Source organism: Halorubrum sp. DM2, from assembly GCF_901686465.1.
Classification (GTDB): domain Archaea; phylum Halobacteriota; class Halobacteria; order Halobacteriales; family Haloferacaceae; genus Halorubrum.
This window is the reverse complement of record NZ_LR594487.1, coordinates 1,624,517-1,651,372: the sequence shown is the minus strand read 5'-3', so window position 1 is coordinate 1,651,372 and position 26,856 is coordinate 1,624,517. Positions and strand designations below refer to the sequence as shown.

The 26,856-nt window shown below is 67.6% G+C and carries 26 protein-coding genes; 13 read left to right on the top strand and 13 right to left on the bottom strand.

Translation table 11 applies throughout. The features are described 5' to 3' along the window. Positions 1 to 165 precede the first annotated feature (165 nt). The 5 genes from QOL69_RS08460 to uvrB form a co-directional block, all read right to left on the bottom strand. Complete coding sequence (locus QOL69_RS08460; RefSeq protein ID WP_283402826.1) at positions 166 to 1,854, bottom strand: ribonucleoside-diphosphate reductase subunit alpha; 1,689 nt, start codon at positions 1,852 to 1,854, stop codon at positions 166 to 168. Positions 1,855 to 1,856: 2 nt separating this feature from the next. After that, positions 1,857 to 2,885, bottom strand: coding sequence for a ribonucleotide-diphosphate reductase subunit beta (locus QOL69_RS08455; protein WP_048077725.1), 1,029 nt, complete (start codon positions 2,883 to 2,885; stop codon positions 1,857 to 1,859). Between the two features lie 484 nt (positions 2,886 to 3,369). Continuing rightward, on the bottom strand, positions 3,370 to 3,963 hold the full coding sequence (locus tag QOL69_RS08450) for a hypothetical protein (protein ID WP_283402825.1): 594 nt from the start codon (positions 3,961 to 3,963) through the stop codon (positions 3,370 to 3,372). A 77-nt stretch (positions 3,964 to 4,040) separates the two neighbouring features. Beyond that, the gene (locus tag QOL69_RS08445; RefSeq protein WP_283402824.1) at positions 4,041 to 4,571 is read right to left on the bottom strand and encodes a hypothetical protein; all 531 of its coding nucleotides are present in this window, start codon (positions 4,569 to 4,571) and stop codon (positions 4,041 to 4,043) included. Positions 4,572 to 4,667: 96 nt separating this feature from the next. Beyond that, entirely contained in the window at positions 4,668 to 6,722 is a 2,055-nt protein-coding gene (gene uvrB / locus QOL69_RS08440; protein ID WP_048077722.1) for an excinuclease ABC subunit UvrB, read from the bottom strand. A gap of 149 nt (positions 6,723 to 6,871) precedes the next feature. Between uvrB and QOL69_RS08435 the strand changes: the two genes are divergently transcribed. After that, positions 6,872 to 7,246: a hypothetical protein gene (locus QOL69_RS08435; protein WP_283402823.1), complete on the top strand. Its 375-nt coding sequence runs from the start codon at positions 6,872 to 6,874 to the stop codon at positions 7,244 to 7,246. 18 nt (positions 7,247 to 7,264) lie between these two features. Here the strand turns inward: QOL69_RS08435 and QOL69_RS08430 are convergent, their stop codons facing one another. Then, on the bottom strand, positions 7,265 to 7,627 hold the full coding sequence (locus QOL69_RS08430; protein ID WP_283402822.1) for an SHOCT domain-containing protein: 363 nt from the start codon (positions 7,625 to 7,627) through the stop codon (positions 7,265 to 7,267). 60 nt (positions 7,628 to 7,687) lie between these two features. On the opposite strand from QOL69_RS08430, the gene hisG reads away from it, so the two are divergent. Then, complete coding sequence (gene hisG / locus QOL69_RS08425) at positions 7,688 to 8,578, top strand: ATP phosphoribosyltransferase (RefSeq protein WP_283402821.1); 891 nt, start codon at positions 7,688 to 7,690, stop codon at positions 8,576 to 8,578. Positions 8,579 to 8,593: 15 nt separating this feature from the next. Here the strand turns inward: hisG and QOL69_RS08420 are convergent, their stop codons facing one another. From QOL69_RS08420 to larB, 3 genes are all read right to left on the bottom strand, one after another. Beyond that, positions 8,594 to 8,884 carry a GIY-YIG nuclease family protein gene (locus QOL69_RS08420; protein WP_283402820.1) on the bottom strand — a complete coding sequence of 97 codons (291 nt, stop codon included), beginning with the start codon at positions 8,882 to 8,884 and terminating at the stop codon, positions 8,594 to 8,596. 109 nt (positions 8,885 to 8,993) lie between these two features. Beyond that, positions 8,994 to 9,146: a DUF7563 family protein gene (locus QOL69_RS08415; RefSeq protein WP_004599353.1), complete on the bottom strand. Its 153-nt coding sequence runs from the start codon at positions 9,144 to 9,146 to the stop codon at positions 8,994 to 8,996. A gap of 102 nt (positions 9,147 to 9,248) precedes the next feature. Continuing rightward, positions 9,249 to 10,037, bottom strand: a complete 789-nt coding sequence (larB, locus tag QOL69_RS08410; protein ID WP_283402819.1) for a nickel pincer cofactor biosynthesis protein LarB — start codon at positions 10,035 to 10,037, stop codon at positions 9,249 to 9,251. A 250-nt stretch (positions 10,038 to 10,287) separates the two neighbouring features. Here larB and QOL69_RS08405 point away from each other — a divergent pair, with 250 nt between their 5' ends. Continuing rightward, positions 10,288 to 10,455, top strand: coding sequence for a DUF1931 family protein (locus QOL69_RS08405; RefSeq protein WP_004047560.1), 168 nt, complete (start codon positions 10,288 to 10,290; stop codon positions 10,453 to 10,455). A 112-nt stretch (positions 10,456 to 10,567) separates the two neighbouring features. Here the strand turns inward: QOL69_RS08405 and rpiA are convergent, their stop codons facing one another. Continuing rightward, positions 10,568 to 11,293 carry a ribose-5-phosphate isomerase RpiA gene (gene rpiA, locus QOL69_RS08400; protein WP_283402818.1) on the bottom strand — a complete coding sequence of 242 codons (726 nt, stop codon included), beginning with the start codon at positions 11,291 to 11,293 and terminating at the stop codon, positions 10,568 to 10,570. 99 nt (positions 11,294 to 11,392) lie between these two features. Here rpiA and QOL69_RS08395 point away from each other — a divergent pair, with 99 nt between their 5' ends. After that, on the top strand, positions 11,393 to 11,653 hold the full coding sequence (locus QOL69_RS08395; RefSeq protein WP_048077716.1) for a hypothetical protein: 261 nt from the start codon (positions 11,393 to 11,395) through the stop codon (positions 11,651 to 11,653). 12 nt (positions 11,654 to 11,665) lie between these two features. Here QOL69_RS08395 and QOL69_RS08390 read toward each other — a convergent pair whose 3' ends face one another. After that, on the bottom strand, positions 11,666 to 12,790 hold the full coding sequence (locus tag QOL69_RS08390) for an ORC1-type DNA replication protein (protein WP_048077715.1): 1,125 nt from the start codon (positions 12,788 to 12,790) through the stop codon (positions 11,666 to 11,668). A 105-nt stretch (positions 12,791 to 12,895) separates the two neighbouring features. Beyond that, the gene (locus QOL69_RS08385; protein ID WP_283402817.1) at positions 12,896 to 13,978 is read right to left on the bottom strand and encodes a methyltransferase domain-containing protein; all 1,083 of its coding nucleotides are present in this window, start codon (positions 13,976 to 13,978) and stop codon (positions 12,896 to 12,898) included. Positions 13,979 to 14,062: 84 nt separating this feature from the next. Here QOL69_RS08385 and QOL69_RS08380 point away from each other — a divergent pair, with 84 nt between their 5' ends. Both QOL69_RS08380 and QOL69_RS08375 read left to right on the top strand, forming a co-directional pair. After that, positions 14,063 to 14,623 carry a TATA-box-binding protein gene (locus QOL69_RS08380; protein WP_048078475.1) on the top strand — a complete coding sequence of 187 codons (561 nt, stop codon included), beginning with the start codon at positions 14,063 to 14,065 and terminating at the stop codon, positions 14,621 to 14,623. Between the two features lie 82 nt (positions 14,624 to 14,705). Next, positions 14,706 to 15,065, top strand: coding sequence for a DUF7473 family protein (locus QOL69_RS08375; RefSeq protein WP_048078474.1), 360 nt, complete (start codon positions 14,706 to 14,708; stop codon positions 15,063 to 15,065). A gap of 53 nt (positions 15,066 to 15,118) precedes the next feature. Here QOL69_RS08375 and QOL69_RS08370 read toward each other — a convergent pair whose 3' ends face one another. Beyond that, on the bottom strand, positions 15,119 to 17,329 hold the full coding sequence (locus tag QOL69_RS08370) for an ATP-dependent DNA helicase (RefSeq protein WP_283402816.1): 2,211 nt from the start codon (positions 17,327 to 17,329) through the stop codon (positions 15,119 to 15,121). Positions 17,330 to 17,507: 178 nt separating this feature from the next. Between QOL69_RS08370 and QOL69_RS08365 the strand changes: the two genes are divergently transcribed. The 7 genes from QOL69_RS08365 (at position 17,508) to lysW (ending at position 26,836) form a co-directional block, all read left to right on the top strand. Beyond that, positions 17,508 to 18,008, top strand: coding sequence for a TrpY family transcription regulator (locus QOL69_RS08365; RefSeq protein WP_008585285.1), 501 nt, complete (start codon positions 17,508 to 17,510; stop codon positions 18,006 to 18,008). Positions 18,009 to 18,204: 196 nt separating this feature from the next. Continuing rightward, positions 18,205 to 19,236, top strand: a complete 1,032-nt coding sequence (gene radA / locus QOL69_RS08360) for a DNA repair and recombination protein RadA (protein ID WP_283402815.1) — start codon at positions 18,205 to 18,207, stop codon at positions 19,234 to 19,236. Positions 19,237 to 19,733: 497 nt separating this feature from the next. Further along, positions 19,734 to 21,422: an ammonium transporter gene (locus QOL69_RS08355; RefSeq protein WP_283402814.1), complete on the top strand. Its 1,689-nt coding sequence runs from the start codon at positions 19,734 to 19,736 to the stop codon at positions 21,420 to 21,422. A 101-nt stretch (positions 21,423 to 21,523) separates the two neighbouring features. Beyond that, positions 21,524 to 22,861 (top strand): glutamate-1-semialdehyde 2,1-aminomutase, encoded by a 1,338-nt coding sequence (locus QOL69_RS08350; protein ID WP_283402813.1) that lies wholly within the window; start codon positions 21,524 to 21,526, stop codon positions 22,859 to 22,861. A 778-nt stretch (positions 22,862 to 23,639) separates the two neighbouring features. Next, positions 23,640 to 24,875: an argininosuccinate synthase gene (locus QOL69_RS08345; RefSeq protein ID WP_283402812.1), complete on the top strand. Its 1,236-nt coding sequence runs from the start codon at positions 23,640 to 23,642 to the stop codon at positions 24,873 to 24,875. After that, on the top strand, positions 24,876 to 26,414 hold the full coding sequence (argH, locus tag QOL69_RS08340) for an argininosuccinate lyase (RefSeq protein ID WP_283402811.1): 1,539 nt from the start codon (positions 24,876 to 24,878) through the stop codon (positions 26,412 to 26,414). Between the two features lie 233 nt (positions 26,415 to 26,647). Next, positions 26,648 to 26,836: a lysine biosynthesis protein LysW gene (lysW, locus tag QOL69_RS08335; protein ID WP_048077712.1), complete on the top strand. Its 189-nt coding sequence runs from the start codon at positions 26,648 to 26,650 to the stop codon at positions 26,834 to 26,836. Positions 26,837 to 26,856: the final 20 nt, after the last annotated feature.

Genomic DNA, 26,856 nt, shown 5'->3' with positions numbered 1-26,856 from the left:
AGTTGTCGACAGAGAAGATTGCCGCCACCGCGACCGCGCCGCCGATGCCGCTCGGTTCGCCGACGTTCCCGGATCCGAAGGCGTCGACCGTGAGGCGGATCGGGACGCCGATCTGGAGTCGAAGACGGAGACCGGGACGGCAGGCGAGCCGACTAGGGGTAGCGATCAGCTCTCACAGGCCCGACACTCGAGGATATCTCGACTGAATTTCTGTGCAGCGTTCACGCTGTTCTGATAGTAGAGGCTCTTGACGCCTTTCTTCCAAGCTTCTATGTAGAGCTGATTGATCTCTTTGACGCTCACTTCACTCGGGTCGATCGAGACGTTCACGCTCTGTGATTGGTCTATGTACTTCTGTCTCTGTGCCGCTTGGTTTATGATCGCCATCTGCGGTATCTCTGCGAAGGTCTTGAACACGTCTTTCTCTTCGTCCGTCAGACACTCGAGATGTTGAACGCTCCCGTCTTTATTTGCGATGCTGTCCCAGACTTCGCGGGTGTCTTTGCCCCGCTCGGCCAGTATCGCCTGAAGGAATCTGTTCTTTTGCGTCGACTTTAGCTTCGCACCGTCTCGCACGAAGTAGTTCGATTTCAGCGGCTCGATGCTCGGACTCACCTGACCCAGAATGACGCTGCTCGATTTCGTCGGAGCCACGCTCATCGTCGTCGTGTTTCGCCTCCCGTAGCCCTCGAGAACCTCCGGCTCCCCGAACTCATCGGCGAGCGCTTCGCTCGCCTCGTAGCTCCGCTCTTTGATGGTCCGGAATATCTCCCCGTTCTTCTCCATCGCCTCCATGCTGTCGAAGGGGATCATGTTGCTCTGGAGATAGCTGTGCCACCCGAGGACGCCGATCCCTATCGCTCTGTGTCTCTTCGCGAACCGCACGGCCCGCTCCATGAACTGTACGCCCTCCGTGCGCTCGATGAACTCCTCCATCACTGCGTCCAGGAACCGCGTCAGTGTCTCCACTGCGTCGGTATCCTTCCATTCGTCGTAGTGGAGAGCGTTCATGCTCGAGAGACAGCAGACGAAGCTCTCGTCCGCCGTGGCCGGGAGCGCTATCTCGGTACACAGGTTGGACGCGTTTATCTGGTACCCCTTGTCCTTGTAGACCTGTGGCTTCCCCTCGTTCATGTTCCCCCGGAAGATGATATACGGGACGCCGATATTGATCCGGGTCTCGATGATATCCGCCCACGTCTCTCGCTTCTCTTCGTCGCCGTCGATCATCGCCTGAAACCAGTCGTCACCGATGATGACGCCGTAGTAGATGTCCTGTACCGGATCTCCTTCGGTTTTGATATTAAGCCACTCTTCCAAGTCGTCGTGTTCGACATCGATGTAGCCGGCGAACTGCCCTCGGCGGGTTTCGCCCTGGCTGATGACGTTGATGATCGTATCGAACAGCTCTGTGAAACTGTAACTTCCGTTGCTCTTGCCGTTGTTCGTTATCGGACTTCCCCGCGGCCGCAGCTCGCCGAAGTAGCCGCTCGTGCCCCCGCCCTGCTTTGTCATCTCACCCACCTCGGCTTGGGTGTGGAGAATGCTCTCGATGCTATCCTCCATGTAGCTGCCGAAGCAGCTGATAGGAAGACCTCTGTCCAGTCCGAAGTTGGACCACACCGGGCTCGCGAGACTGTAGAAGCCGCGGCTCATGTACTCGTAGAACTTGTCCGCGAACCCCTCCTCACCCAGAATTTCTTCGGCGCGCTCCGCTATCTGTCTGACTCTCTCTTCCGCCTCGACGCCCTCGAGTAGGTATCCCTCTCTGAGAAACTCCCTGCTGTCCTCGTTCAGCCAGTAGAACGGTTCGGTATGCTGTTCCGCGACGCTGTCGAGTTCTGTTTGTGCCATTGTTAGAACATGTCCTCGGCGGTGACGCTCTGCGTGTGTTTGTTGTACGTGGTCGACCGCTTGCTGAAGAAGTCGTTATCTTTCGTCATCATAATGTCCTCATCGAACCAGCGCGTCTCCTCGAGCAGGTCGTCGTCCGTCTCGAATATCGGTTCCACGCCGACGTTTTCCAGACTCTGATTGAACCGGTCTCGCAGAAACGCGTCGACGTGCGCCCTGGGAAGAAACTCCAGCTCGCCGTCATCGAATATCCAATCTAGGATCTCCGTCTCTGCCTCGTAGGCCTGCTGACAGGCTTCTTGGACGTCGTCCTCGAAATCGTCATCGAAGAGGTCCGGGTTCTCCTCCCTGATCGTCTCCACCAGTTCGATCCCGAACAGACCGTGGATCTGCTCCTCTTTGCTGGTTGCTTCGACGGCGTTCGCTATTCCCTTGAACTTCTTTTCGTGCTTGTCGAAGCTCGTCATTATGAGGAACTGGCTGAACAGCGATACGTGTTCGACGAACGTACTGAAAAGCAGGATGCTCATCACGTACTCCCGTTCGTCGTCACTCTCGCTCTTCTCCAGATACTCATCGAGATACTCGATCCGTTCTTCGATCGCCGGCTCCGCAGTCACCTGTTCGAAATCGTCCGTGATTCCTAAAACGTCGAGGAGATGACTGTAGGCGTCCATGTGCCGTACCTCGCTTTCCGCGAAGGTCATACCCACATTCCCGACCTCGGCTTTTGGCATCTCCTCGTAGATGTCCGACCAGAACGTCTTCACCTGTACCTCGATCTGGGCGATAGCCAACATCGTCCGCTTAATAACGGTCTGTTCAGCAGGAGTCGTGTTGACCTTGAAGTCTTGGACATCTCCGTCGAAATTAAACTCCGTGTGTACCCAGTAGCTGTTCCGGATCGCCTCAACGTAGTCGAGAAACTCGCTGTACTCGTAGGGCTTCAGCTGTTTCCTCTCCGAGAAGATGTCCGTCTCGATATCTGTACCCGTACTCGCGTTCGTGTCTGTGTTTTCGCTTTCACTCATCGTTGGCCGTCTCAAACGTGACCAATTGCGTTGGATTGTCGCTGCCACTGTCTACGTCAGTCCGGTGAGTCTGACCGCAGTCGTGTTGCTCGAGAGACGGTCTTACAGCGTACGTGAGTTTAGCCGCGTGAACCGTATCTGACCACACAGACTCTACTGGTATAAGTATTACCAACAAGATTGTAGTATAACAAGTACACTTTCACAACAGGAGATCGGAGTCACTCCTCCGATCCACGAACGGGCGGTTCCGAGACGGGGGCTGAGCGGTGATTTCCGGTTACGGTCGGTCGCTACAGTGCCCAACTGGCGGCGTCAAGCTCCACGCTAGTCCCGTTGCGAGGGCTCCGCCGAGCAGTTCGGCGAGAAGTACGAATTCGGAGCCGGGCGTAAGCGAGAGACCGACGAGACGTGAGACTCGGACAACGTCGACCTCGCTCGGCAGGAGGCGGCGACCCGGGAGGCGAGCGAGGGCGGCCTCGGCTCAGGGCCGCCAGCGGTCGGGGTCGACCGCCCAGAGGAGGCCGACGGCGACCGCGCCGCCGACGCCGCCGGTGACCAGCGACGGGGGGTCGGACGCCCCCGCCGCCAGCGCGGCGAGGAGCAGGACCGATCCCGCGAGGAGCGCGGGCGTGTCCTCGGTGGTCGTCGCGCGGACCACCGGTGCCACGGCACAGCCGACGACCGCGCCGGTCGCGATCGTGCCGGGCGGACCGGCGACGGCGGCCGCGAGCACGTCCGACTCGGCGAGCGCCGGGAGTATCGTCGCGGGCGCGTCAAGCGCGCCGACGGCGGCCGCGAACGCCGCGGCACCGCCGAGGGCGGGCGCGAGGAGCGTCGCGCGGGCCGAGAGATCGGCACCCGCGAGCGCGGCGGTCCCGCCGACCAGAAGCACCGCCGCGACGGCGAAGAGGGCCGGCGCGACGACGAAGGCGAACGGGGTAGTGGCGATGACGCCCGACACGGCGTCGGCCGCCGGTTCGGGGGGAACGGTCGGCGCGAAGGAGACGGCGGCCGCGAACGCGGCGACACCGACGACGAGGAGGGCCGATCCGAGGAGTCGACTGCGGAGTGACATGGACGGTCGGATGCGGCGCGGCCACAAAACGGTCGCGGGAGCGAGTCGCGGTCGGACAGTCTCGAAGCCGCCGACACTCAGATCGTCACGCCAGCGCGCTCGCCGCCGATGGTGACGATCACCCGCTCGGGCGGCCCGCGCTCGTCGGTGAGCCGCAACAGCAGCGTCTTGACGACCGGCTCGTCGGTCTCGACCTCGCCGCGGACACCCCCTTGGTCGATCGCGATCCGGAGGGAGTGGTCGCCCGTGCGGCTGATCGCGCCGAGGCGGAGCCGGACCTCCGGGACCGTGAGTCGCTGGGCGATCACGAGGATCGCGTCGCCGCCGTCGTCGACGAAGTCGGTCTGGTCGACGAACTCGCGGGACTCGGTCGCGTCGGGCTTGAGAGCGCCCCGAGCCGGCGCTGCGGACCGGAAGGAGGCCGCGTGCGTCAGCAGTTCTTCGGGCCGCGCGAGGACGCTTTGGCTGTCGACCACCGGGTTGCCGTCGACGTACCGGCTCCGCACGCCGAGGTCGCGGGGGGTGGAGGCGGCGACGTCGTGGAGGCGGTCGACGCACCCGGCGGTGGCGAGCGCGAGCGCGCCGGAGACCACTGCGCGGCGGTACACGTGCCCGACTGCGACGCACCGGGGTAAAAATCCCGTCGTCACGGTGACGCGGAGTGAGAATCGGGGCGCTACTCGTCTATCGCCGGTTCGGGGGCGCTACTCGTCTATCGCCGGTGCCGGGACGCCGTCGTCGTCCGCGTCGATCTCGAACGCGCGCCGCAGCTCCGCGATCCGGTCGCGGATGTCGGCCGCCAGCTCGAACTCCAGGTTGCTCGCGGCCTCGTCCATCCGGTCTTCGAGCGCCTCGATCTGCGCTTTCGCCTCGTCTTCGCTCTCCACGTCGCCGACGCTCACGTTCGAGGTGTCCGTCTTCGACCCCGGGAGGTTCGTCTCGCTCACCGGCTTGTCGATGGTTGTCGCCTCGTAGCCGTGTTCCTCGTTGTATTCGAGCTGGATCTCGCGGCGGCGCTGGGTCTCGTCGATCGCTTCCCGCATCGAGTCGGTCACCTCGTCGGCGTAGAGGACGACCTCACCGTTGACGTTGCGCGCGGCCCGCCCCATCGTCTGGACGAGGGTGGTGGTCGAGCGCAGGAATCCTTCTTGGTCGGCATCGAGGATGGCGACGAGGCTCACCTCCGGGATGTCGAGGCCCTCGCGCAGGAGGTTGATGCCGACGAGCACGTCGATGTTGCCGAGTCGGAGGTCACGGATGATCTCGTGGCGTTCGAGGGTGTCGGTCTCGTCGTGCATGTACGCCACGTCGATCCCGGCCTCCTCGAAGTACTCCGTGAGGTCCTCGGCCATGCGCTTCGTGAGCGTGGTGACGAGCACGCGCTCGTCGCGCTCGATCCGCTCGTCGACGCGTTCGAGCAGGTCGTCGACCTGCCCCGTCGCGCCCGTCACCTCTACCTTCGGGTCGACGAGGTGGGTCGGGCGGACGATCTGTTCGACGATGTTCTCGGAGGTCTCGCGCTCGTAGTCGCCGGGGGTCGCGGAGACGTACAGCGTCCGGTCCGTCTTCTCCTCGAACTCCTCGAAGGTGAGCGGGCGGTTGTCGTAGGCGGTCGGGAGCCGGAACCCGTTCTCGACGAGCGAGTCCTTCCGCGACTTGTCGCCCTCGTACTGGCCTTTGATCTGGGGGATCGTCTGGTGGGACTCGTCGATCACGGTGAGGAAGTCGTCGGGGAAGTAGTCCAGCAGGGTGTAGGGGGCGTCGCCGGACTCGCGGTCGTCCATGTGGACCGAGTAGTTCTCGATCCCCGAACAGTAGCCCGCCTCGCGCAGCATCTCCAAGTCGAAGGTGGTACGCTCCTCGATGCGCTGGGCCGCCACGAGGTCGCCCTGTCGCTCGAAGTAGCTCACCCGCTTTTCCATCAGGTCCTCGATCTCGGTCACCGCCTGTTCGAGCTTGTCGTCGGGGATCGAGTAGTGCTCCGCCGGGTGGAGCATCACCGCCGGCTCCTCCGAGACGACCTCGCCGTGCATCGGGTCGACCTTCAGCATGCGGTCGATCTCCTCGCCCCACAGCTCGACACGCACCGCGTAGCGCCCGTACATCGGGTAGATCTCGACGGTATCGCCGCGCACGCGGAAGGTGCCCTGCGTGAAGTCCACGTCGTTGCGCTCGTAGTTCAGGTCGACGAGCCGGGTGAGCAGCTCCTCGCGGCCGACCTCCTCGCCGACTTCGAGCCGGAGCGCCATGTCGCGGTAGTTCCCCGGGTCGCCCAGCCCGTAGATGGCGGAGACGGAGGCGACGACGATCACGTCGTCGCGCGTCAGGAGCGAGCGCGTCGCGGAGTGGCGCAGGCGGTCGATCTCCTCGTTTATCGACATCTCCTTGTCGATGAACGTGTCCGTCTGCTCGACGTACGCCTCCGGCTGGTAGTAGTCGTAGTAGGAGACGAAGTACTCGACGGCGTTGTCCGGGAACAGCTCGCGGAACTCCTCGTACAGCTGGGCCGCGAGCGTCTTGTTGTGGGCGAGTACGAGGGTCGGCTGGTCCAGCTCCTCGGCGACCCACGAGACGGTGTTCGTCTTCCCGGACCCGGTGACGCCCAGCAGCGTCTGCTTTTTCGCGCCCGACTCGAACCCCTCGACGAGCCCCTCGATCGCCTCGGGCTGGTCGCCCGCGGGCTCGAACGGGGCGTCGACGCGGAGGGGGCGGTCGACGGTCGGACGGTCCTCCGAGAGGGGGGAGTCGGCGTCGCTCACGATACGCGTCGTTGGCGGTCGAGACACTTGAGCGGCGCGGCGCGAGCGTGTGTCTTCGGGTCGACCGGGAGTCAGCGGAACGGATCTCGCTCCGAACCGATCCGCCTCGCGGGGGGAAGACTGACAACCGATCCGGTGGAACGCAGACCGTGTCCCTCCTCACGCCCGCCGTCGCGTTCGGCGCGGCCCTCGTGCTGTTCGTCTGGGCCGCGATCGGGCTCTGGGTGAACTTCGACGCTCGTGCTCGCAGAAGCGCCCATCCGGCCTTTTGGGGCGTTCTTGCGCCGCTTTCGGGGATCATACTGTTTTACTACCTTCTGTGGTGGCGTCGCGGACGCCCCCGCGAGTGGCCGCCAGGGCGGGTGGAAAGAGCCACCGCCACGGTCGTCGTCGCGGGAATCGGCGGACTGGCCGTCGGGAGCCTCGTTTCGCCGCCCGATCCGGCCTCGCAGTTGACCGTCTGGCCAATCGCGTTCGCCGGCTGTCTCCCCCTCGCGTACTGGCTGGTGAGACGGGGGATGTGAGTCGGCGGGTCCCCCGCGTCAGCGCTCGCGGACTGGTTCCGTTTCGGCCGCACCGTCTCTCTCGTCCAGAAGGAGGTCCCGGGCGGTCGATCTGTCCTCTGTTTCGAGGAGTCGCTCGACTCGCCGCTCGAACTCGTCTTCCGTCAGTTCGCCGCGCGCGTAGCGGTCTCGAAGCGACTCCAACGGGCCTGGTTCGTCGTCGGTCACGGTCTCGTCTTCCTCGTCGTCGATCCGATCGGCGAGGACGAACGACACCGCGATAGTACCGACGATGAGTCCGGTGAGGACCGCGCCGAAGACGGTGCCGGACATGAGGAGGGCACCGACGATCGGGACGGCGATAGCGAGCGAGAGGAGGGCTGCTCCCGTTCCGTCGTCCATGCGTACGGACGGAGCAGCGAGGACGAAAACGTTTCCCCCTGTCCGCGCGACGCGTTCCGTATGCGCATCGCCGTCCCCAACAAGGGCCGCCTACACGAGCCGACGCTCTCGCTGTTAGAGCGCGCGGGACTCCACGTCGAGGAGACCGCCGACCGACAGCTGTACGCCGACACCGTCGACGAGGACGTGACGGTGCTGTTCGCGCGGGCGGCCGACATCCCCGAGTACGTCCGCGACGGCGCGGCCGACCTCGGCGTCACCGGCCTCGATCAGGCGGCCGAGTCGGGCGGCGTCGTCGACGACGCGAGCGCGGCGGGAGACGGCGACCTCGTCGACCTGCTCGATCTGGGCTACGGCTCCTGCCGGCTCGTCCTCGCAGCGCCGGAGGACGGGGACATCGCAGCGGTCGAGGACTTGGCGGGCCGAACAATCGCGACCGAGTTTCCGAACGTCACGCGCGAGTACCTCGACCGCGTGGGCGTCGACGCCGACGTTGTCACCGTGACGGGCGCGACGGAGCTGACCCCGCACGTCGACATGGCCGACGCCATCGTCGACATCACCTCAACGGGGACGACGCTGAAGGTGAACCGGCTGGCGGTGATCGACGACGTCCTCGACTCCTCGGTGCGGCTGTTCGCCCGACCCGACGTGGTCGACGACCCGAAGGTCGAGCAGGTGGTGACCGCCTTCGAGTCCGTCCTCGCCGCCGACGGCCGGCGCTACCTGATGATGAACGCGCCGACGGCGCGGCTCGACGAGGTGAAGGACGTGATCCCGGGGCTCGGCGGCCCGACCGTGATGGACGTCGAGGCGGACGAGAACGGCAACGGGATGGTCGCGGTCCACGCGGTCGTCGACGAGCGCGACGTGTTCGAGACCATCTCCGAACTGCGGTCCGTCGGCGCGACCGGCATCCTCGTCACCGAGATCGAGCGGCTCGTGGAGTGAGGCGGAGCGGGACGGTCAGTCTCTCTCGCTTCCGTCCCTGCTCTCGCCGTCCCCTCGGCCCTCACCGTCGATCAGCCGCTCCTTCTCGGCTCGCGACAGCGACTTGACCGCGTACTCCCGCGACATCGCCGCCGACTTCGAGTCGAACGACTCGACGTGTCGCAGGGTGACGGGGGTCCGGCCGCGGGTGTACTTCGCGCCCTCCCCGGCGTCGTGCTCGGCGACTCGACGCTCCACGTCGGTCGTGTAGCCGGTGTAGAGGGTGCCGTCCGCACACTCGATCACGTACACGTGGTGGTCGGCCACGGACGACCGTGGGAGCGCGAACAGGTTATGCGTGCGGATGCGTCCGAACCGTCGGAGAGACGGCGCTGCCGCTCTCCGTGCGCTCGGTCTCCGATCGGCGTTTCGCCGGTCAGTCCCCGGTTCGAGTCCGCTCGCGGGAAACCTCTGCGATCCCCGCGTTGGCGGAGCACTTCGGGCACGCGTTCAGGTCGCCGTGCTCGTCCGCGAAGACGCGAGCGAAGCGGTCCGAGACGTGCGACCCGCAGTGGTCACAGCGTGGCATGTGATGCCGACGTACGTCGGCAACTACCATACGGGCTCGACGAACAAATACCCTTTTTCGACCCCGTCGGCTGCCGGTGTTCGCTCGGAGACGGCGCGCCGGCTACTCGCCGCGCGCCGCGTCGACGGCGCGGGCAATCAGGCCGGCCTGTGCGCCGGCGACAAACCCGGCGTCGACGTTGACGGTCGTGAGCACGGAACACGACTGAAGTGCGCCCTCCAGCGCCGCGACTCCCTCACCGCCGACGCCGTAGCCGGTCGAGACGGGGACGGCGATCACGGGCGCGTCGACGAGTCCGGCGACGACCGTCGGGAGCGCGCCCTCGCGGCCCGCCGCGACGACGACGACGTCGGCCTCGCGGATCCGGTCGGCCTGATCTAAGATTCGGTCGAGGTTGGCGACGCCGACGTCGTCGACCCGGTCGACCGTCGCACCGACCTCGCGGGCGACGACCGCCGCCTCGCCGGCGACCGGCGCGTCCGCGGTGCCGGCGGCCACGACCGCGACCGCGGCGTCGAGCGACGGCGGCTCGAAGCCGGCGGCGTGCGCGACGACGGTTCCGGTCCGGTCGTCGCGGTCGACCGTCGCGCCCGAGTCAGCGTCGTCGGCCACGTCCTCGCCGTCACCGACCGCCGACGCGACGGCCGCCGCGGTCGCCTCGTCCGCGCGCGTCACCAGCGCCCGGCCGGTGGTATCGAGCGCCGTCGTCGCCAGCGCGGCGACCTCGGCCGGGGTCTTCCCCTCGGCGAGGATCGCCTCCGGGATCCCGCGCCGTCGCTCGCGGGCGGCGTCGAACCGACCCGCGTCCGTGGTCGCGTAGCCCGCGAGCCGCGACTCCGCCTCCTCGACGCCGATCTCGCCCGCTTCGAGCGCCGCTAACGTCTCTCGCATGACCGACCGTGGGGGACGGACCCGGTCGAACCTGTCGGTTCGGCGTTTCGGGCGTGCGCGAGAAGCGCACGCGAGGCGGTCGGATCGGGTTTGGGGCGGATTCGGGTCGGGTTCGCGTCGATACGGGGGCACGAATCTCACAAGATTTATAAGCCGTTGTGTTCGCATCCCTCCGCGAACCGGCGGCACGGCGTCCCTCGCGGTCGAATTCAGGAACTCTTATTAACCATCACCGGGTAGGCCCGATCGCATGGCAGACCTTATTGTCAAAGCGGCCGTCAAGGAAGCCCTGGACGACAAGAACGTCGCTTCGGACTTCTACGACGCGCTGGACGACGAAGTGGACGAGCTGCTCGAAGACGCCGCGCGCCGCGCCGAGGCCAACGACCGGAAGACGGTCCAGCCTCGCGACCTCTAAGACGGACGCGCTTTCCGTTCTTCATTTTTTGACGAGTGCCGACCGGCGAGCGACGCGTCGGTCGAGAGGGCGTCGAGCGGCGATCAGCGCTCCGTTAGTGATCCGGACGCGATCAGCGCCTCGCGACCCGAACGCTCGACTCGGTCCCGACGTGGACCTCGTCGGCGAGCCCGACGAAGAGCCCGTGTTCGACGACACCCGGCGTCGTCGAGAGGGTCGTCGACAGCGCGTCCGGGTCGTCGATCGCGCCGAACGAGGCGTCGAACACGAGGTTCCCGTTGTCCGTGACGACCGGACCGTCCTTCCGTTCCGCGCGCCGCAGGGTCGGCTCGCCCCCGGCCGCCCGCACCGCCTCGGCGACCGCGGACCGACCGGCGGGGAGGACCTCCACCGGCACGGACCCGTCGAGGACCGGCCGCTCCTTCGAGGGGTCGGCGACGACGAGGAAGCGGTCGGCCGCGGCGTCGACCAGTTTCTCCCGGGCGTGTGCGGCCCCGCCCCCCTTTATCAGCGGACCGACGGCCGGGTCGTCGCCGCGACCGACCGCGACCTGGTCGGCACCGTCGATCGCGACGTCGATCCCCGGTCCGTCGGGACCGACCGCCTCGGGCAGATCGAGGCAGGGGATTCCGGCGTCGAGGGCGAGTTCGCGGCTCGCGAAGGAGGTGGGGACCCCGCGTACGTCGAGACCGGCGTCGAACCGGTCGCCGAGCCGCCGGATGGCGTGGGCCGCCGTCGACCCGGTTCCGAGCCCGACCACGTCGCAGTCGGTCACCGCCTCGGCCGCCGACTCGCCGGCGCGTCGCTTCGCCGCGTCGCTCCCGCCGCTCGTCTTCATGGGGCGAGGTGCGGGCGGGGTCGTTGAAAAGGCGTCGGCAGTTTGATCCGGCTACGTATTCTCCGAAAAATATTTTCGACGGGGTGATCAGTCAAACGCATGCTCACAGCGATGGTCGCCCTCACGCTGTTCGGTCTGACGCTCCTCGGTGCGACGTTCGTGACCGCGGCGCTCCAGTCGCGCGGTCGACTCCCCTTCGGGGTCCCTGAAGGCGTGTACGTCAGCGTCTCAATAGGTGCCATGTCCATCGTCGCGCAGTCCCTCGTCGGTTCGGACTGGGAGACCATAGCGATCCTCGCCGTCGGCACCCTCGCGTGGGCGACCGGATACGAGACGGCGCGCGGCGCGGATGAGCGGTGACCCCGACGCCGCCTACTCCAGCCGGTCCAAGACGGCCTCCGCGTCGTAGGCCAAGGAGAGCTCGCGGGAGCGGCCGCGACCGTCGACGTCGGCGTACTCCGCGTCGATGACGCCGAGCTGGTCGAGCTTGTTGATGATCTCCGAGTAGCGGGTGTACCCCAGCCCGGTCGCGTCGTTGAACGCGTCGTACACCGCGCCGGCGCGCTCGCCGTCGTGTTCGGCGAGGACGCGGACGAGGTCGCGCTCGGACTCCGAGAGCCCGCGGAGCGACCGCGAGAGGTGGACGTGCTTCGACTTGTCGTACGCCTCCTCGACGTCCTCCTCCGAGACCGTCTTCGAGGCGCGCATCTCGGCGTTGAGTCCGGCCCGGCGCAGGAGGTCGATCCCGACGCGGAGGTCGCCGCTGTCGGCCGTGAGGTCCGCGACGCGCTCCAGTTCGGCGTCGCCGATCACCCCCTCGTGGAAGCCGCGCTTGGCGCGCTCCGCGAGGATGTCGTAGATCTCGGTCGCGTCGTAGACGGGGAAGTACACCTCCTCCGGGCGGAAGACGGACTGGACCCGCGTGTCGAGGTCGTCGATCACGTCGAGCCCGAGGTCCGAGGAGACGACGATCACGCCGATCTTCGCGCCGGAGTGGGCCTCGTGGGCGCGAAGCAGCGAGTAGAGCGTGTCCGACGCCTCGTTCTCGTAAAAGAGGTAGTTCACGTCGTCCAAGGCGACGACCAAGACCTCGTCCTCCTCGACGAGCCGGTCGGTGATCTGCCCGAACAGCTTCTTGAAGGAGATGCCAGAGGAGGGCGGCTCGTACTCGAATATCCCCTCGAACAGCCGGGAAAAGACGGCGTAGCGCGTCGAGTCGACCTGACAGTTGACCCGGACCGTCCGCACCTCGGTCCGCGCGCCCAGCTCACCGAACAGCTTCTGGACGGCGGTGGTCTTGCCGGTCCCGGGCGGGCCCCGAACCATCGTGTTGAGCGGGCGGGAGCCGCGGACCGCGGGGCGGAGCGCGTACTTGAGGTTCTCAAGTTGGCTCTCGCGGTGGCGGAACGTCTCGGGGACGTGGTCGATCTCGAACACCGACTCGTCGCGGAACACCGACTCGTCCCACGAGAGCATGTCTCCGGCGTCCCCGGTCATGCGAGTACCACGAGAGGCCGCGCACTTAACCGTTGCCCGGAGCCGAAGCGAAACTGAAACTTGTCGCACGAGCGCCCGATCGGCGCGATTCCGGCGATCGCTCGTTCACTCTCGGTCCGCCGAGAGATCGGTCGCGTCCGGCCGACCCGCCTCCGCGTCTCCGCGGCGCAACACCAACACGTGGCGCGTCAGCGAGCGGTGGACACGGCGCTCGAACGCCGCTTCGACGGTCCAGCCCGCCTCGCGGGCGGGGCCGCGCCAGTCGCGGTCGGCGACCAGCACCGCGCGCGGCGCGACGCGGGCGGCCTCGGCGAGCGCGCCCGCGACGAGGTCCGCGAGCTCGTGGCGCGCGATCTTCGACTGCCGGCCGTAGGGGGCGTCGAACGCGACCCCGTCGACGGCGTCGTCGGCGAGCGGGAGCGCGGTCGCGTCGCCGCGCGCGACGTGCCAGTCCACCGAGCCGTCATCACCGAGATACTCGCGGAAGTTCTCTCGCGCGCCGCGAACCATCTTGGCCTGCGCGTCGCAGGCGACGGCGTCAGCGCCGACGAGACCGGCCTCCAACGGGAGACCGCCGGTGCCGCACATCGGGTCGAGCAGGGTCCGTCCCGGGGCCGCGCCCGCGAGGTTGGCGTAGGCGCGGGCGTCCGCCGGGGCCATGCTCCCCGGCTGGAAGAAGGGCCGGTCGGTGGGGTCGGGCGCGAACTCGCGGTCGGCCTCCGCGGCGACCCATCCCAGCGCGCAGACGTCGGCGTCGTCGCCGTCGGCACCGGTCACCGCGTCGTGGTCGGCGCGCGGGCCGGCCGCGAACAGCGCGCGGAGGACGTGGTCGGGGTCGTCAAGGTCGACGTCGAACCCGCGGTCGACGAGGACGCCGCCGAGCGCGCGCTCCGCGGCCGCCGTCGAGACGTCTGCCGTCCCCCGGACGTTGCGGGCGCGGACCGCGACGCTCCCCGACCGACCGATCGACGCCGCCCGGAGCGCGGCGACCGCGGCGTCGAGGTCGGCGTCGGTCCGGGCGAGCGCCTCGTGCGCGGCGCGGGTGTACGCGAGCCGACGGACGCGGGAGGAGTCGATCCCGCCGGCGTGCGCGATCCCCGGCGCGACGAGGTCGACGCCGGTGGCGGCGGTCGCAGCCTCGCGGGCGGCGAAGGCGTCGGTCTCTCCGGCGAGTTCGAGCCAGTACACGCCGACGGCTCCGCGCGGCGACGGGAATAGCGTGGCGGTTCCGACCAGCCACCTTTTTACGGCGTTCGGGCGAGAACGTAGGTAATGACGGCCGATCCGAAGGAGACGATCACCGTAGAGAACGTCGTTGCCTCCACAGGAATCGGACAGGAGCTCGATCTCCAGAGCGTCGCGATGGACCTCGAAGGCGCGGACTACGACCCCGAGCAGTTCCCCGGCCTCGTCTACCGTACCACGGACCCGAAGTCGGCCGCCCTGATCTTCCGGTCGGGGAAGATCGTCTGTACCGGCGCGAACTCGATCGAGGCGGTCCACGGGAGCCTCGACATCGTCTTCGATGCGCTCCGCGCCCTCAATATCCCGATCGAGGACCCGGAGATAACCGTCCAGAACATCGTCACGTCGGCCGACCTCGGGAAGAGCCTGAACCTGAACGCGATCGCGATCGGTCTCGGCTTGGAACACATCGAGTACGAGCCGGAGCAGTTCCCCGGCCTCGTCTATCGGCTCGACGAGCCGGAGGTCGTTGCCCTCCTGTTCGGCAGCGGCAAGGTGGTCGTCACGGGCGGCACCAGTCCCGCCGACGCCGAGGCCGCCGTCGACGTGATCGTCGAGGAGCTGAACGGACTGGGGCTGTTAGACTAAAGCGTCGACACCGCGCGATCAAAACGACGGCACCGCGGACGCGTTCCGCGGGCACTTTTACCCCTCGTCCCGTAGGTCGCCCATGCTCTTACAGACGGTGACGCCGGTCTCCGTGCTCGGGACGACCGTCCTGTTGGCGCTGTTCCTCTCGGTGACGGCGCACGTCGCGGCCCGGAACGTCCTCGGCGACGTCGACCCGCGCCGCGCCCTCTACGTCGGCCCGCTTCCGGCGGTGATCAGCGTCGTTGGAAACGCGTTCGACGCTCCGGCCGCGCTCATCGTCCTCGGCGCGCTCCTCGTCGACGGGACGATGTTCTGGTGGAGCTACGAGGAGCCGCGGCGGGTCGTGGCCGCGATGACGCTCATCCACGCCGTGGTCACGACGCTGCTCGCCGGCGTCCTGATCCTGATCTCCGTCCTGCTCGCGTCCATGCCGGGATAGGGCCGCCGAGAGAAGCGCTCGCCGGGCGGCTCACGGGACGGCGGTGGCCCGTCTTAGGGCGACGGCGGCGGCCCGTCGTAGGCGTCGTGGTCCTGATAGAAGTTGAGCATCGCGAACTTTAGCTTCTCGGGGTCGATATCGAGGAGCTCCTCGCGTTCCTCCGGCGGGAACGCGGAGCGGACCGAGTACTTCCCCATGTCGGCGGTCGTGTAGCGACGGTCCGCGAGGATGCGGACGCCGAAGTCCTCCGGACCGCGGATCACCCGCCCGAGCGCCTGTCGGGTCTTGCGTATCGTCGGGATCTCGACCGCGTACAGCCACCCCGGATCGCGGGCGCGGTCGCGGTCGGAGAACGCCCGGTTGTAGGCGTCTTGAACCGCTTCGGTGCGGTCCGAGAGGTGCGGGTACGGGACGCCGACCACGACGACCGTGCGGGCGTCGTCGCCGTCGAAGCTCACCCCCTCGCCGAGCGTCCCCCACAGCGACGTGAACAGCGCGGCCCCGTCGTCCGCGACGAACTCGCTGCGGAGCCGCTCTTCGTCCTCCCCGGGACCGTCGAGATAGATCGGGCCGCACTCCGCGGGCTCCCGCGCGTCGTCCCGCACGTCGACGCCGCTCCCGCCGGCCGCGCCGGCGAGCCGCTCGTGGTAGCGCTCCGCCTCCGCGTACGACGGAAAGAAGGCGAGGGTGTTGCCGGGCGTGAATCGGATCGCGTCGCGGAGCAGCGACGCCACCGCCGCCTGCGTCTCCGGGTCGTTGCGGTCGGAGGCGAAAAGCGGCGGCACGTCGGCGGCGAACGTCCGGCGGTTCGCCTCGGGGTAGCCCATCCCGTATGCCATCGACGCGACGTCCTCTAACCCCAGCACGTCCTTGGTCACGTCGAACGGACGTAGCGTCGCGCTCATCAGGACCGAGGCCGCCACCTCGTCGAACAGCTCGCTGGTGACGTTCCGCGGGATACAGGTGTACAGCTCGGCCCGGCCGTACACCTCGTCGGTGGCGGCGTCGCGGCGGACCGAGACCACCGGGTACTGTCCGAACTCGGTGCCGTCCTCCATCCACGTCGAGACGAACCGGGCGGCCGCGAGCGTCTGCGACTCCGACCGGGTCGTCGCCTCCCCGTCGCGGTAGCGGCGATCGTACTCCTCGTCTATCGCCTGCCCGAGCTGTACGGCGAGTTCCGTCTCCGTGTCGATCCCGTTCCCCTCGTAGTTGCGGAGGAACGCGAGCGTGAGGTCGTCGCGGCGGTCGTCGTTGGCGATCGACACGTCCTCCCAGTTCTCGTCGACCCCGCCGAAGCCGAGCCCGTCCTCGTACGTCTCGACGAGGGCGTCGCGGAAGGCACGGAGGACGTTCTCGGCCGGCTCCGCGCGGGAGTCGTCGCTGTCGGCCACCTCGTCGAGCGCGGCGTCGAGGGTGTTCTCGGTGAGCGTCCGGGTGGCGTGATCGCGGGCGGCGTCCTCGATGTTGTGCGCCTCGTCGAACACGGTGATGATCTCCGAGGGATCGCGGTCGATCCAGCGGAAGAACTGCTCGCGGATGTTCGGATCGAGCAGGTGGTGGTAGTTACAGACGACGAGGTCGACGCCCTCCATCCCCTCCTTCAGCAGCTCGTAGCCGCACAGCTCGCGCTCGTCGGCGTACGCGTACACGTCATCGGGGGTCCGAACGTCCTCGAAGAGCCACCCGAAGAACTCGTCGGTGTCGCGGGTGAGGTTGTTTCGGTAGTGCTCGCAGACGTTCGCGGCGTCGTACTCGTCGATTTCGCTCTCCAGCTCGTCTAACTCTTCCATGATCGCCTCGCGGGCCTCGGCGGCGCTCGCGTCGCCCTCGCGGCTCTCGGCCAGCAGCTCGCGCTGGCGCGACTCCAGCTCGCGGACCTCGTTTTCCGTCTCCACCATCTCGCGGGTAGTATCTCGGAGGGTCTGGCACTCTTGGTAGTCGACGTCGATGTGGCACATCGACGACTTCCCCTTGAAGACGACCGCGCGGATCGGCTCCTCGTCGGTGATCGCGCGGGCGTCCTCGACGAACTGCCGCATCTGCTGGTGGACGTTAGTCGTGATGACGACCGTGCGGTCGTGCTCGCGGGCGTGTTCGAGGGCGGGCACGAGCGCGGAGAGGGTCTTCCCCGTGCCCGGCGCGCCCTCGAACAGCACGTCCTGCCCCCGGTCTAACGCGTTGGCGACCCTGTCCATCGCCTCGCGCTGGTTCGGGTACGGCTCCTCGTAGGGGAAGAACCGCAGGTGCGGCGACTCTGACACGGGGTGGGGTTCGGCGTCACCGGCCAAAAGGGGTCGGGTGGCGGGGCGGAAGTGGTTCGCGCCGCGGAACCGAGGGTCGTTCGCGCCGGTCGGACGGCACAGTGTGCGCCGGCGGAATCGGCGGACGCCCGCGATACACCCGCCAATTTAACAGCGCACGGCGAGCATCGGGAGACGAATGTTCGACGAGATCCTCGAGAAGTTCGAGGGGTCACCGAGCCAGCAGGCCGTCATCCGACTGTTCTTGGAGCGCGGCTTCTCCGTCAACGAGGAGGGGCGCGTCGTCTCCGGCGGGATCGAGATCCCCTACACCGGCATCGCGCGCGAACTCGACGTGGACCGGCGCGTGGTGGACTCGACGACCGACGCAATCTTAGCCGACCCGGAGCTGAAGCGCATCTTCACCAACATCTCGTCGATCCCGAGCCTGATGGATCTGGCCCCGGTCTTGGATCTCACGGTGCTGACCATCGAGGTCGCGGCCGCCGATGAGGCCGGGATCGTCGCCGAGGTCACGTCCATCCTGGGCGACCGCGGCGTCTCGATCCGGCAGGTGTTGAGCGAGGACCCCGAGTTCACCGACGACCCGAAGCTGTACGTGATCACCGACGCCGAGCTGCCGGGCGACCTGCTCGTGGAAATACGTGACCTCGACTACGTCCGCCGCGTCGGTTTCTGAGCGGGCGACGCAGGTCCCGGGACCGGCGGTCGCGGCTCCCGCCGCCGACCAGTTTCACCGTCCGGTAGATCCGATCGTCCCGACGAGCGCTTTTGAGAGATGGCGAGCCACGACCGAGCGGCGACGCACCCGAGATTTCACTTCCACTAAGGTGTAAACCAGTCTTTATACCCAATGCCGGACAAGGGTCGTGTACATGCCTGAAGACGAACTCGAGGACCTCCCCGGCGTCGGCCCCGCGACCGCGGACAAGCTCGTGGACAACGGATTCGAGAGCTACCAGTCGATCGCGGTCGCCAGCCCCGGCGAGATGTCGAACACCGCCGACATCGGTGAGTCGTCCGCCAGCGACATCATCAACGCCGCCCGCGAGGCCGCCGACGTCGGCGGCTTCGAGACCGGCGCGACCGTGCTCGAACGCCGTCAGGAGATCGGCAAGCTCTCGTGGCAGATCGACGAGGTCGACGACCTGCTCGGCGGCGGGATGGAGACGCAGTCGATCACGGAAGTGTACGGCGAGTTCGGCGCTGGCAAGTCGCAGGTCACCCACCAGATGGCGGTCAACGTCCAGCTTTCGAAGGAGAACGGCGGGCTGGAGGGCGGCTGCATCTTCGTCGACTCCGAGGACACGTTCCGGCCGGAGCGGATCGACGACATGGTCCGCGGGCTGGACGACGAGATCCTCGCAGACGAGATGGAGCGCCGCGAGATAGACGGCACCCCGAGCGACGAGGAGGCCTTGGAGGACTTGGTCGACGCGTTCTTGGATCAGATCCACGTCGCGAAGGCGTTCAACTCCAACCACCAGATCCTGCTGGCCGAGAAAGCGAAGGAGCTGGCCGGCGAACACGAGGAGACGGAGTGGCCGATCCGGATCGTCTGCGTCGACTCGCTCACCGCGCACTTCCGCGCGGAGTACGTCGGCCGGGGCGAACTCGCGGAGCGACAGCAGAAGCTCAACAAACACCTCCACGACCTGATGCGGCTCGGCGACCTGTACAACACCGCCATCCTCGTCACGAATCAGGTCGCGTCGAACCCGGACTCCTACTTCGGCGACCCGACGCAGGCAATCGGCGGCAACATCCTGGGTCACGCCTCCACGTTCCGGATCTACCTCCGGAAGTCGAAGGGCGACAAGCGGATCGTTCGGCTCGTCGACGCGCCGAACCTCGCCGACGGCGAGGCCGTGATGCGCGTCCAGAACGAGGGGCTGAAGCCGGAGTAACGGGCGGTTCTCCGTCTGCGACGGCCGCGAAACCAACGGAAATCGGCGCGGGTCGCGCGATCGAATCGGCCGATGGCGAAGTCGGTTGACGAACGTCAATTTATCTACTCACGCCCTGAAACGTCCGATACCGGTCGGTACAACGCGTAACACCGGCCGTCGGCGAACTCCAGTGTGGCAATACTCGCCACGGTCGGTCGCGGGCCGCGTTGGGACGGCGGATCGCGGCCGATCGGCCCATACTATTCGTCCAGTTGACACAACAACCGTCCGATTCGGTCGCAACGCTTGCCGTAGAATCCGGCGATAAACGTCCTTATATTCCGCATGGTCGTCTTTATATTTGACAGCCGTCGTATTATCAAGAATATTTTTTGTGAAACCCAACTCGAACGTTTATATATAGTCGTTCCCGGGAGTCGAGACGTGATTCAACACATGAATCCGAGCAAGATGCGTTTTGAATCGGACGTGCGTTCAGTAGAGGTGACCGACGCGTGACGAGTGCCGTACTCGCCTCGATCGACCCGAGCGTCCTCGCCGAGGGCGTGAACCTCATGTGGGTCGCAGTGGTCTGTTTCCTCATCTTCTTCATGCACGCCGGCTTCGCGATGCTCGAAGCGGGGCAGGTGCGCGCGAAGAACGTCGCCAACCAGCTCACCAAGAACCTGCTGACCTGGAGCGTCGGCGTCCTCGTCTACTTCCTGGTCGGGTTCGGCGTCGAGGGACTCTCCGCCGGCGGCGGCTTCTCGGCGGCGTCCGCCCTCGGTGACGGCGGCTGGGTCAACAGCTGGCTGTTCGGTGCCGTCTTCGCGATGACGGCCGCCACCATCGTCTCTGGCGCGGTCGCCGGACGGGCGAAGCTCCGCGCGTACGTGGCGTACACGATCGCCATCTCGGCGGTCATCTACCCGGTCGTCGCGGGCATCACCTGGGGCGGCGGCTTCCTCGGCGGGGGCGGCCTCGGCTTCACCGACTTCGCGGGCGGGATGATCGTCCACGGGATGGGCGGCATCGCCGGTCTCACGGCGGCGTACGTGCTCGGTCCGCGGATGGACCGCTACGCCGAGGACGGCTCCTCGAACGTCATCCCCGGTCACTCGATGACGTTCGCGGTGCTCGGGACCCTCATCCTGGCGTTCGGCTGGTACGGCTTCAACGTCGGCACGACCGCGACGGTGTTCTCGGTCACCGACGCCGGGGAACTCGCGCTCGGCGGCTACGCGTCGGTCGGTCGCGTCGCGCTCGGCACGACGCTCGGCATGGCAGCCGGCGGCGTCGGTGCCGCCGCGGCCTCGCTGGCGCTCTCGAAGAAGGTCGACACGCTGTACGTCGCGAACGGGCTGCTCGCCGGGCTGGTCGGCGTGACCGGCATCGCGAACCTCGTCACGTGGTGGGGTGCCGTCGCGGTCGGTCTCCTCTGTGGCCTCCAGCTCCCGCTCGTCTTCGAGTTCGTCTCGGACACGATGAAGATCGACGACGTCTGCGCGGTGTTCCCGGTCCACGGCTCCGCCGGGGTCCTCGGCGTACTCGCGCTGCCGTTCGTCAGCATCAACGGCTTCTCGGTCGACCTCCTCGTCTCGCAGGTGATCGGCGTGGTCGTCATCACCGCGTGGACCGTCATCGCGACGGCAATCGTCTTCGGCGCGTTCAAGGCCCTCGGTCAGGCCCGCGTCACCCCCGAACACGAGCGCGACGGCCTCGACGTCAGCGAACACGGCGTCGAGACGTACCCCGAGTTCGGCCGCGCGAACGTGGCGACCGACGGCGGCCCGTCGGTCGTCGACGCGACCGAGTCGGCGAACGACTCCCCGCGCGCCGACGGCGGCGAGGAATCCGGCGCGGAGATCAAGATGGTCACGGCGGTCGTCCGCCCCGACAAGCTCGGAGCCATCAAGCAGGCGCTCGCGGAGGTCAACGCGCCCTCGCTCACGGTGACGAACGTCTCCGGCCGCGGCAGCCAGCCCGCGAAGAAGGGCCAGTGGCGCGGCGAGGAGTTCACGGTCGACCTCCACCAGAAGGTGAAGGTCGAGGTCGTCGTCGCCGACATCCCGGCCGACGAGGTCGCGGAGGCGATCGCGGGCGCGGCCAAGACCGGCGAACCGGGCGACGGCAAGGTGTTCATCATGCCCGTCGAGGACGCGCTTCAGGTCCGCACGGGCGCGACCGGGCCGGAGGCGGTGTAGGCGCGTAGCGCACGAACTGACCGGCCGCTTTTTTTGCGGATCCGAACCGGACGCGACCGGTTCGGCAACTACTTTCAGCCCGCCGACCCAACCGTTCGGACATGAACCACGAGCGCTCGCGCGGGCTGTACGACCGCGCGCTGTCGGTCATGCCGGGCGGGGTCAACTCCTCGGTCCGGGCGAACATGCCGCACCCGTTCTTTATCGAGCGCGGCGACGGCGGGCACGTGATCGACGCGGACGGCAACCGCTACGTCGACTGGGTGATGGGGTACGGGCCGCTCCTGTACGGCCACGACCTCCCGGACCCGGTCGAAGCCGCGGTCCAGTCGCACGTCGCGGAGGGACCGATGTACGGCGCGCCGACGGAGATCGAGGTCGAACACGCCGAGTTCGTGGCGCGACACGTCCCGAGCGTCGAGTCGATCCGCTTCGTCAACTCGGGGACGGAGGCGACCGTCTCGGCTGTGCGGCTCGCGCGCGGCCACACCGGCCGCGACAAGATCGTCGTGATGCAGGGCGGCTACCACGGCGCACAGGAGTCGACGCTCGTGGAGGGGTCGGCGGACGACCCCCACCCGTCGACGAAGGGGATCCCGGAAGAGTTCGCCGAACACACCCTCCCGATCCCGTTCAACGACCCGCAGGCGGCCAAGGAGGTGTTCGCCGAACACGGCGACGACATCGCCGCCGTCCTCGTCGAGCCAATCTTAGCCAACACCGGCATCGTCGCCCCGATCGACGGCTACCACGAGACGCTCCGGGACCTCTGTGACGACTACAGCTCGCTGCTGGTCTTCGACGAGGTGATCACGGGGTTCCGCGTCGGCGGGCTGGGCTGCGCGCAGTCGAAGTTCGGCGTGACGCCGGACGTGACTACCTTCGGCAAGATCATCGGCGGCGGGTTCCCGGTCGGCGCAATCGGCGGGAAAGCGGAGATCATCGAGCGGTTCACGCCCGCGGGCGACGTGTTCCAGTCGGGCACCTTCTCCGGCCACCCAGTGACGATGGCCGCGGGGAAGGCGACGCTGGAGTACGCCGCCGAGAACGACGTGTACGAGCACGTCAACCGGCTCGGCCGGAAGCTCCGTGAGGGAATAGCCGAGATCTGCGCGGAGCGCGCCCCGGAGTACACCGTCGTCGGCACCGACTCGATGTTCAAGACGGTGTTCACACGCGACGCGCCCGACGACGTCGACGCCTGCTGTGCGGGCGGCTGTCGGCAGAACCCCGACTGCGCCCGCTACGAGACCTGCCCGAAGACCGGCGCGGACGTCGCCGCGGCCGCGACCGACCGGTGGGAGCGCGTGTTCTGGCAGGAGATGAAAGACCGGGGCGTGTTCCTCACCGCGAACCAATTCGAGTGCCAGTTCACCTCCTACGCGCACACGGAGGAGGACGTCGAGCGGACGCTGGAGGCGTACCGCGAAGCGATCTGAACACGCGAGAATCGAAAGAATGCGGTCGGCGCGCGCCTGCGAGCGGCCGCCCTCGGCGGCCGCGAGGAGCCCGCGCGAGGGAGTCGCTGGCGGTCGAGCGAAGCGAAGACCGCCAGCGACGAGGCTGGGGAGGCGTGAGGTGCGGTTGCGGTGCTGTGCGGGGTGGGAATCGAAGGGGCAGTCGCGAGGCGGGCGCAGGCGAAGTAAGGACCGCAGGAGCGAACGGAGTGAGCGACGAGGACCGCAACGAGCGTGCGGCCGCCTCGCGACTGGGGCTTCGGCGGTCTCAGTCACGAAGTTGCTCTCGACAAAAGCACTCCCGTATCGCCGAGCGGCTGGGGCTTCGGCGGTCGTGTCCTCAGCAGCAACTATGTTGTACCGAGCGACTGGGGCTTCGACGCTGCTCGCGACGGTCACGCCGTCAGTTCACGAGCCGCTGGGACGAGGAGATCCGTCCGAGACGCGGAGGGTTACGGAACGCTTTTATACGAGAGCGTGGCAACGTTTACCCGATGACCGCAGCGGCTCGTCTCGACGCCGGCCTCCTCCGAGACCGACGAGCCCTGCGACCGCGACGAGACGTCCGACCGCCGCGACCGGCTTCCGGCGCGGCGCGACGACGAGGCCCTTCGGGCCACTAACACTTCATCCCTCGTCGCGTTCGCGCCGTTTCGTTCCGTGGAGTCTCGACTGTAGTCTCCGTGAGCGACCGCTCAATTTTTTTCTTACAAATATGAAACCGCTGAATTTAAGGGCATAGGCCGTGTCTCCTCCGGTAATGACGAGCGTTGCACTCGCGTTCAGCGGGGGACTCGACACCACGGTCTGCGTACCGCTACTGAAAGAGGAGTACGGCTACGACGAGGTCATCGGCGTCAACGTCGACGTCGGCCAGCCGACCGAGGAGTTCGACGAGGCCGAGGAGACCGCCGAGGCGCTGGGGCTCGACCTCCACGTCGTCGACGCGAAAGACGAGTTCGCGGACCTCTGTTTCGACGCGGTGAAGTCGAACGCCAGCTATCAGGGCTACCCGCTCGGGACCGCCCTCGCGCGCCCGGTTATCGCCGAGGCGATCCTCGGGGTCGCCGAGGAGCAGGGCTGTGACGCCATCGCCCACGGCTGTACGGGCAAGGGCAACGACCAGCTCCGGTTCGAGGCCGTCTGGCGCGGCTCCGACTTGGAAGTGATCGCTCCCGTGCGCGAACTCGGGCTCACCCGCGAGTGGGAGATCGACTACGCCGCCGAGAAGGACCTGCCCGTCGAGGCCGGCGACGGCGGCGTCTGGTCCATCGACGAGAACATCTGGTCGCGCGCGGTCGAGGGCGGGAAACTGGAGAACCCGGACTACGAGCCGCCGGAGGACATCTACGAGTGGACCGCGGAGCCGGAAGGGGAGACCACCATCGAGGTGACCTTCGAGGAGGGCGTTCCGGTCGCCGTCGACGGCGAGGCGATGGACCCGGTCCCGCTCATCCAGCATCTCAACGAATACGCCGGCGGCTACGGCGTCGGCCGCACCGACGTGATGGAGGACCGCATGCTCGGCCTGAAGGTGCGCGAGAACTACGAGCACCCGGCCGCGACCGTCCTCCTCACCGCGCATCAGGCGCTCGAAGACCTCGTTCTCACGAAAAACGAGCGCTCGTTCAAGAAGGGGATCGAACAGGAGTGGTCCGAGAAGGCGTATCAGGGGCTCGTGTTCGCACCGGTCGTCGACGCGCTGAACGCCTTCGTCGACGAGACGCAGGACGTGGTGACCGGCACGGCGACGGTGAAGGTGTCCGGCGGCGACTGCCGCGTCGTCGCCCGCGACTCCGAGTACGCCGTCTACTCCGAGGAGATGGCCTCGTTCAACACCGAGGACGTCGCCGGCATCGCCCAGTCGGACGCGACGGGCGTCGCGAAGTACCACGGGCTTCAGGAGCGCCTCGCCAACGACGTGAAGGCGGGGGTCGAGAAGCCCGAACTCGCGACCGACGGGTCGGGAGCCGCCGCCGAGACCGACGAGAACTGAATGACCGACGACGATCCCGGCGCGACCGACGCGAGCGCGGGCGACGCCAACGGCGACGTGGGTGACGACGGCGACGGCGGCGGCGGCACCGCCGTCCGCCGCGACCGCTTCAGCGGCGGCCCCGCCCGCGAGTTCATGTCGAGCCTCGCCGCCGACGAGGCCATCTTCGAGGCGGACCTCGCAGTCGACCGCGCGCACGTGGTGATGCTCGCGGAACAGGGGATCGTCGACGACGTGGTCGCGGGTGAGATCCTGAGCGCGCTCGACGACGTGGAGGCGGCCGGCCACGGCGCGCTCCCGGACGGCGAGGACGTCCACGAGGCGATAGAGACCGCCGTCATCGATCGGGTCGGCCCCGACGGCGGACGGATGCACACCGCGCGCTCGCGCAACGACGAGGTGGCGACCTGTATCCGCTACCGGCTGCGCGAGGACCTGCTCGTGGCGATCGAAGCGACCGTCACCGCTCGGGAGGCGCTCGTCGAGACCGCAGAGGAACACACCGAGACGGTGATGCCCGGCTACACCCACCTCCAGCCGGCCCAGCCGACGACGGTCGCGCACTACCTGTGCTCCTACGAGGGCGCGCTCGCCCGCGACACGGAGCGGCTGGTCGACGCGTACGACCGGGTGAACCGGTCGCCGCTCGGCGCGGCCGCGTTCGCGGGGACGCCTTTCGACGTCGACCGCGGCCGGACCGCGGCGCTGCTCGGGTTCGACGGGACGGTCCGCAACTCGACGGACGCCGTCTCCGGGCGCGACTTCCTCGCGGAGTCCGCGAGCGCGCTCGCGACGCTCGCGACGACGCTGTCGGGGCTGGCGGAGGACCTGATCGTGTTCTCGAACAAGGGGGTCGTGGAGCTGTCGGACGCGTACGCCTCCACCTCATCGATCATGCCCCAGAAGAAGAACCCCGACACGCTGGAGCTGACCCGGGGCGTCGCGGGGACGGCGATCGGCGAGGCGACCGGGACCCTGAGCCTGCTGAAGGGACTGCCGCGCGCCTACAACCGCGACCTCCAGCGCGCCCACGCGAGCGTCTTCGCGATCGCCGACGACGTGCGCGAGGCGACCGAGGTCGCGGCGGGCGCGGTCGCGACCGCCGACTGGGACGAGGCCGCACTCGGGGCCGCCGCGGGCGAGGGATTCTCGACCGCGACGGGTGTCGCGGACCTGCTCGCGGCGAACGGCCTCCCGTTCCGGACCGCCCACGAGATCGTCGCGAGCGCGGCGACCGAGGTCGCGGACGGCGACGACCCCGCGACGGCCGCCGCAAAAGTTGACGAGGCCGCACGGACCGTGCTGGGCGAGTCCCTCTTCGAGCGCGTGTCCCGCGAGGCGGTGGAACGCGTCCTCGATCCGGCCGAGAGCGTCGCGAGCCGCAACTCCGCCGGTGGGCCGGCCCCCGCGGCGGTCGCCGAGGAACTGGCGGCCGCGACCGCGGGGATCGACGCGGACGCGGCGGCGCTCGACGAGCGCCGCGAGGGACTCGCGGCGGCCGACGACGCGCTCGACGCGGAGGTGGCGACGTATGAGTGACCATTCGCCACAGCCCGACCGGATGCGACGACCGCCGCGGTCGGCGGTCGGTCCGCGACCGCCGGCCGCGACCCCGTTCCCGCGAGGGGGCGAACTGATTATTGAAGTCTGACATCCAGTCTCGTTCGGCCGCCTTCGGCCGCGTTCCTTTCGGTAGCCGATGCTTTGGTTAGTGTAATTTATTTGGTAAGTTCGGAACCTTTATGGGTTCCCGTCGCCGAGAACGGGGCACGATGACGAGCGACACCGACACGCTGGTGGCGGAGGACCCGATCACGGGCGAAGAGATCGAACTCCCGGCCGACGTCGAGGTCGGCGAGATCATCGACAGTCCGGTCACCGGGACCGAACTCGAAGTGATCTCGCTCGATCCCGTCGTCTTGGAGGAGGCACCCGAACTGGAGGAGGACTGGGGCGAGTAGATGGCGACGAGCGCCGCGGA

Coding starts and splice junctions, on each gene's coding strand:
- QOL69_RS08380 (WP_048078475.1), top strand. CDS start 14,063: ATGACGGCCGATCCGAAGGAGACGATCACCGTAGAGAACGTCGTTGCC.
- QOL69_RS08455 (WP_048077725.1), bottom strand. CDS start 2,885: ATGAGTGAAAGCGAAAACACAGACACGAACGCGAGTACGGGTACAGAT.
- hisG (WP_283402821.1), top strand. CDS start 7,688: ATGCGCATCGCCGTCCCCAACAAGGGCCGCCTACACGAGCCGACGCTC.
- QOL69_RS08405 (WP_004047560.1), top strand. CDS start 10,288: ATGGCAGACCTTATTGTCAAAGCGGCCGTCAAGGAAGCCCTGGACGAC.
- QOL69_RS08375 (WP_048078474.1), top strand. CDS start 14,706: ATGCTCTTACAGACGGTGACGCCGGTCTCCGTGCTCGGGACGACCGTC.
- larB (WP_283402819.1), bottom strand. CDS start 10,037: ATGCGAGAGACGTTAGCGGCGCTCGAAGCGGGCGAGATCGGCGTCGAG.
- rpiA (WP_283402818.1), bottom strand. CDS start 11,293: ATGAAGACGAGCGGCGGGAGCGACGCGGCGAAGCGACGCGCCGGCGAG.
- QOL69_RS08460 (WP_283402826.1), bottom strand. CDS start 1,854: ATGGCACAAACAGAACTCGACAGCGTCGCGGAACAGCATACCGAACCG.
- QOL69_RS08450 (WP_283402825.1), bottom strand. CDS start 3,963: ATGTCACTCCGCAGTCGACTCCTCGGATCGGCCCTCCTCGTCGTCGGT.
- QOL69_RS08350 (WP_283402813.1), top strand. CDS start 21,524: ATGAACCACGAGCGCTCGCGCGGGCTGTACGACCGCGCGCTGTCGGTC.
- QOL69_RS08365 (WP_008585285.1), top strand. CDS start 17,508: ATGTTCGACGAGATCCTCGAGAAGTTCGAGGGGTCACCGAGCCAGCAG.
- QOL69_RS08345 (WP_283402812.1), top strand. CDS start 23,640: ATGACGAGCGTTGCACTCGCGTTCAGCGGGGGACTCGACACCACGGTC.
- lysW (WP_048077712.1), top strand. CDS start 26,648: ATGACGAGCGACACCGACACGCTGGTGGCGGAGGACCCGATCACGGGC.
- QOL69_RS08395 (WP_048077716.1), top strand. CDS start 11,393: ATGCTCACAGCGATGGTCGCCCTCACGCTGTTCGGTCTGACGCTCCTC.
- argH (WP_283402811.1), top strand. CDS start 24,876: ATGACCGACGACGATCCCGGCGCGACCGACGCGAGCGCGGGCGACGCC.
- QOL69_RS08430 (WP_283402822.1), bottom strand. CDS start 7,627: ATGGACGACGGAACGGGAGCAGCCCTCCTCTCGCTCGCTATCGCCGTC.
- QOL69_RS08390 (WP_048077715.1), bottom strand. CDS start 12,790: ATGACCGGGGACGCCGGAGACATGCTCTCGTGGGACGAGTCGGTGTTC.
- radA (WP_283402815.1), top strand. CDS start 18,205: ATGCCTGAAGACGAACTCGAGGACCTCCCCGGCGTCGGCCCCGCGACC.
- QOL69_RS08415 (WP_004599353.1), bottom strand. CDS start 9,146: ATGCCACGCTGTGACCACTGCGGGTCGCACGTCTCGGACCGCTTCGCT.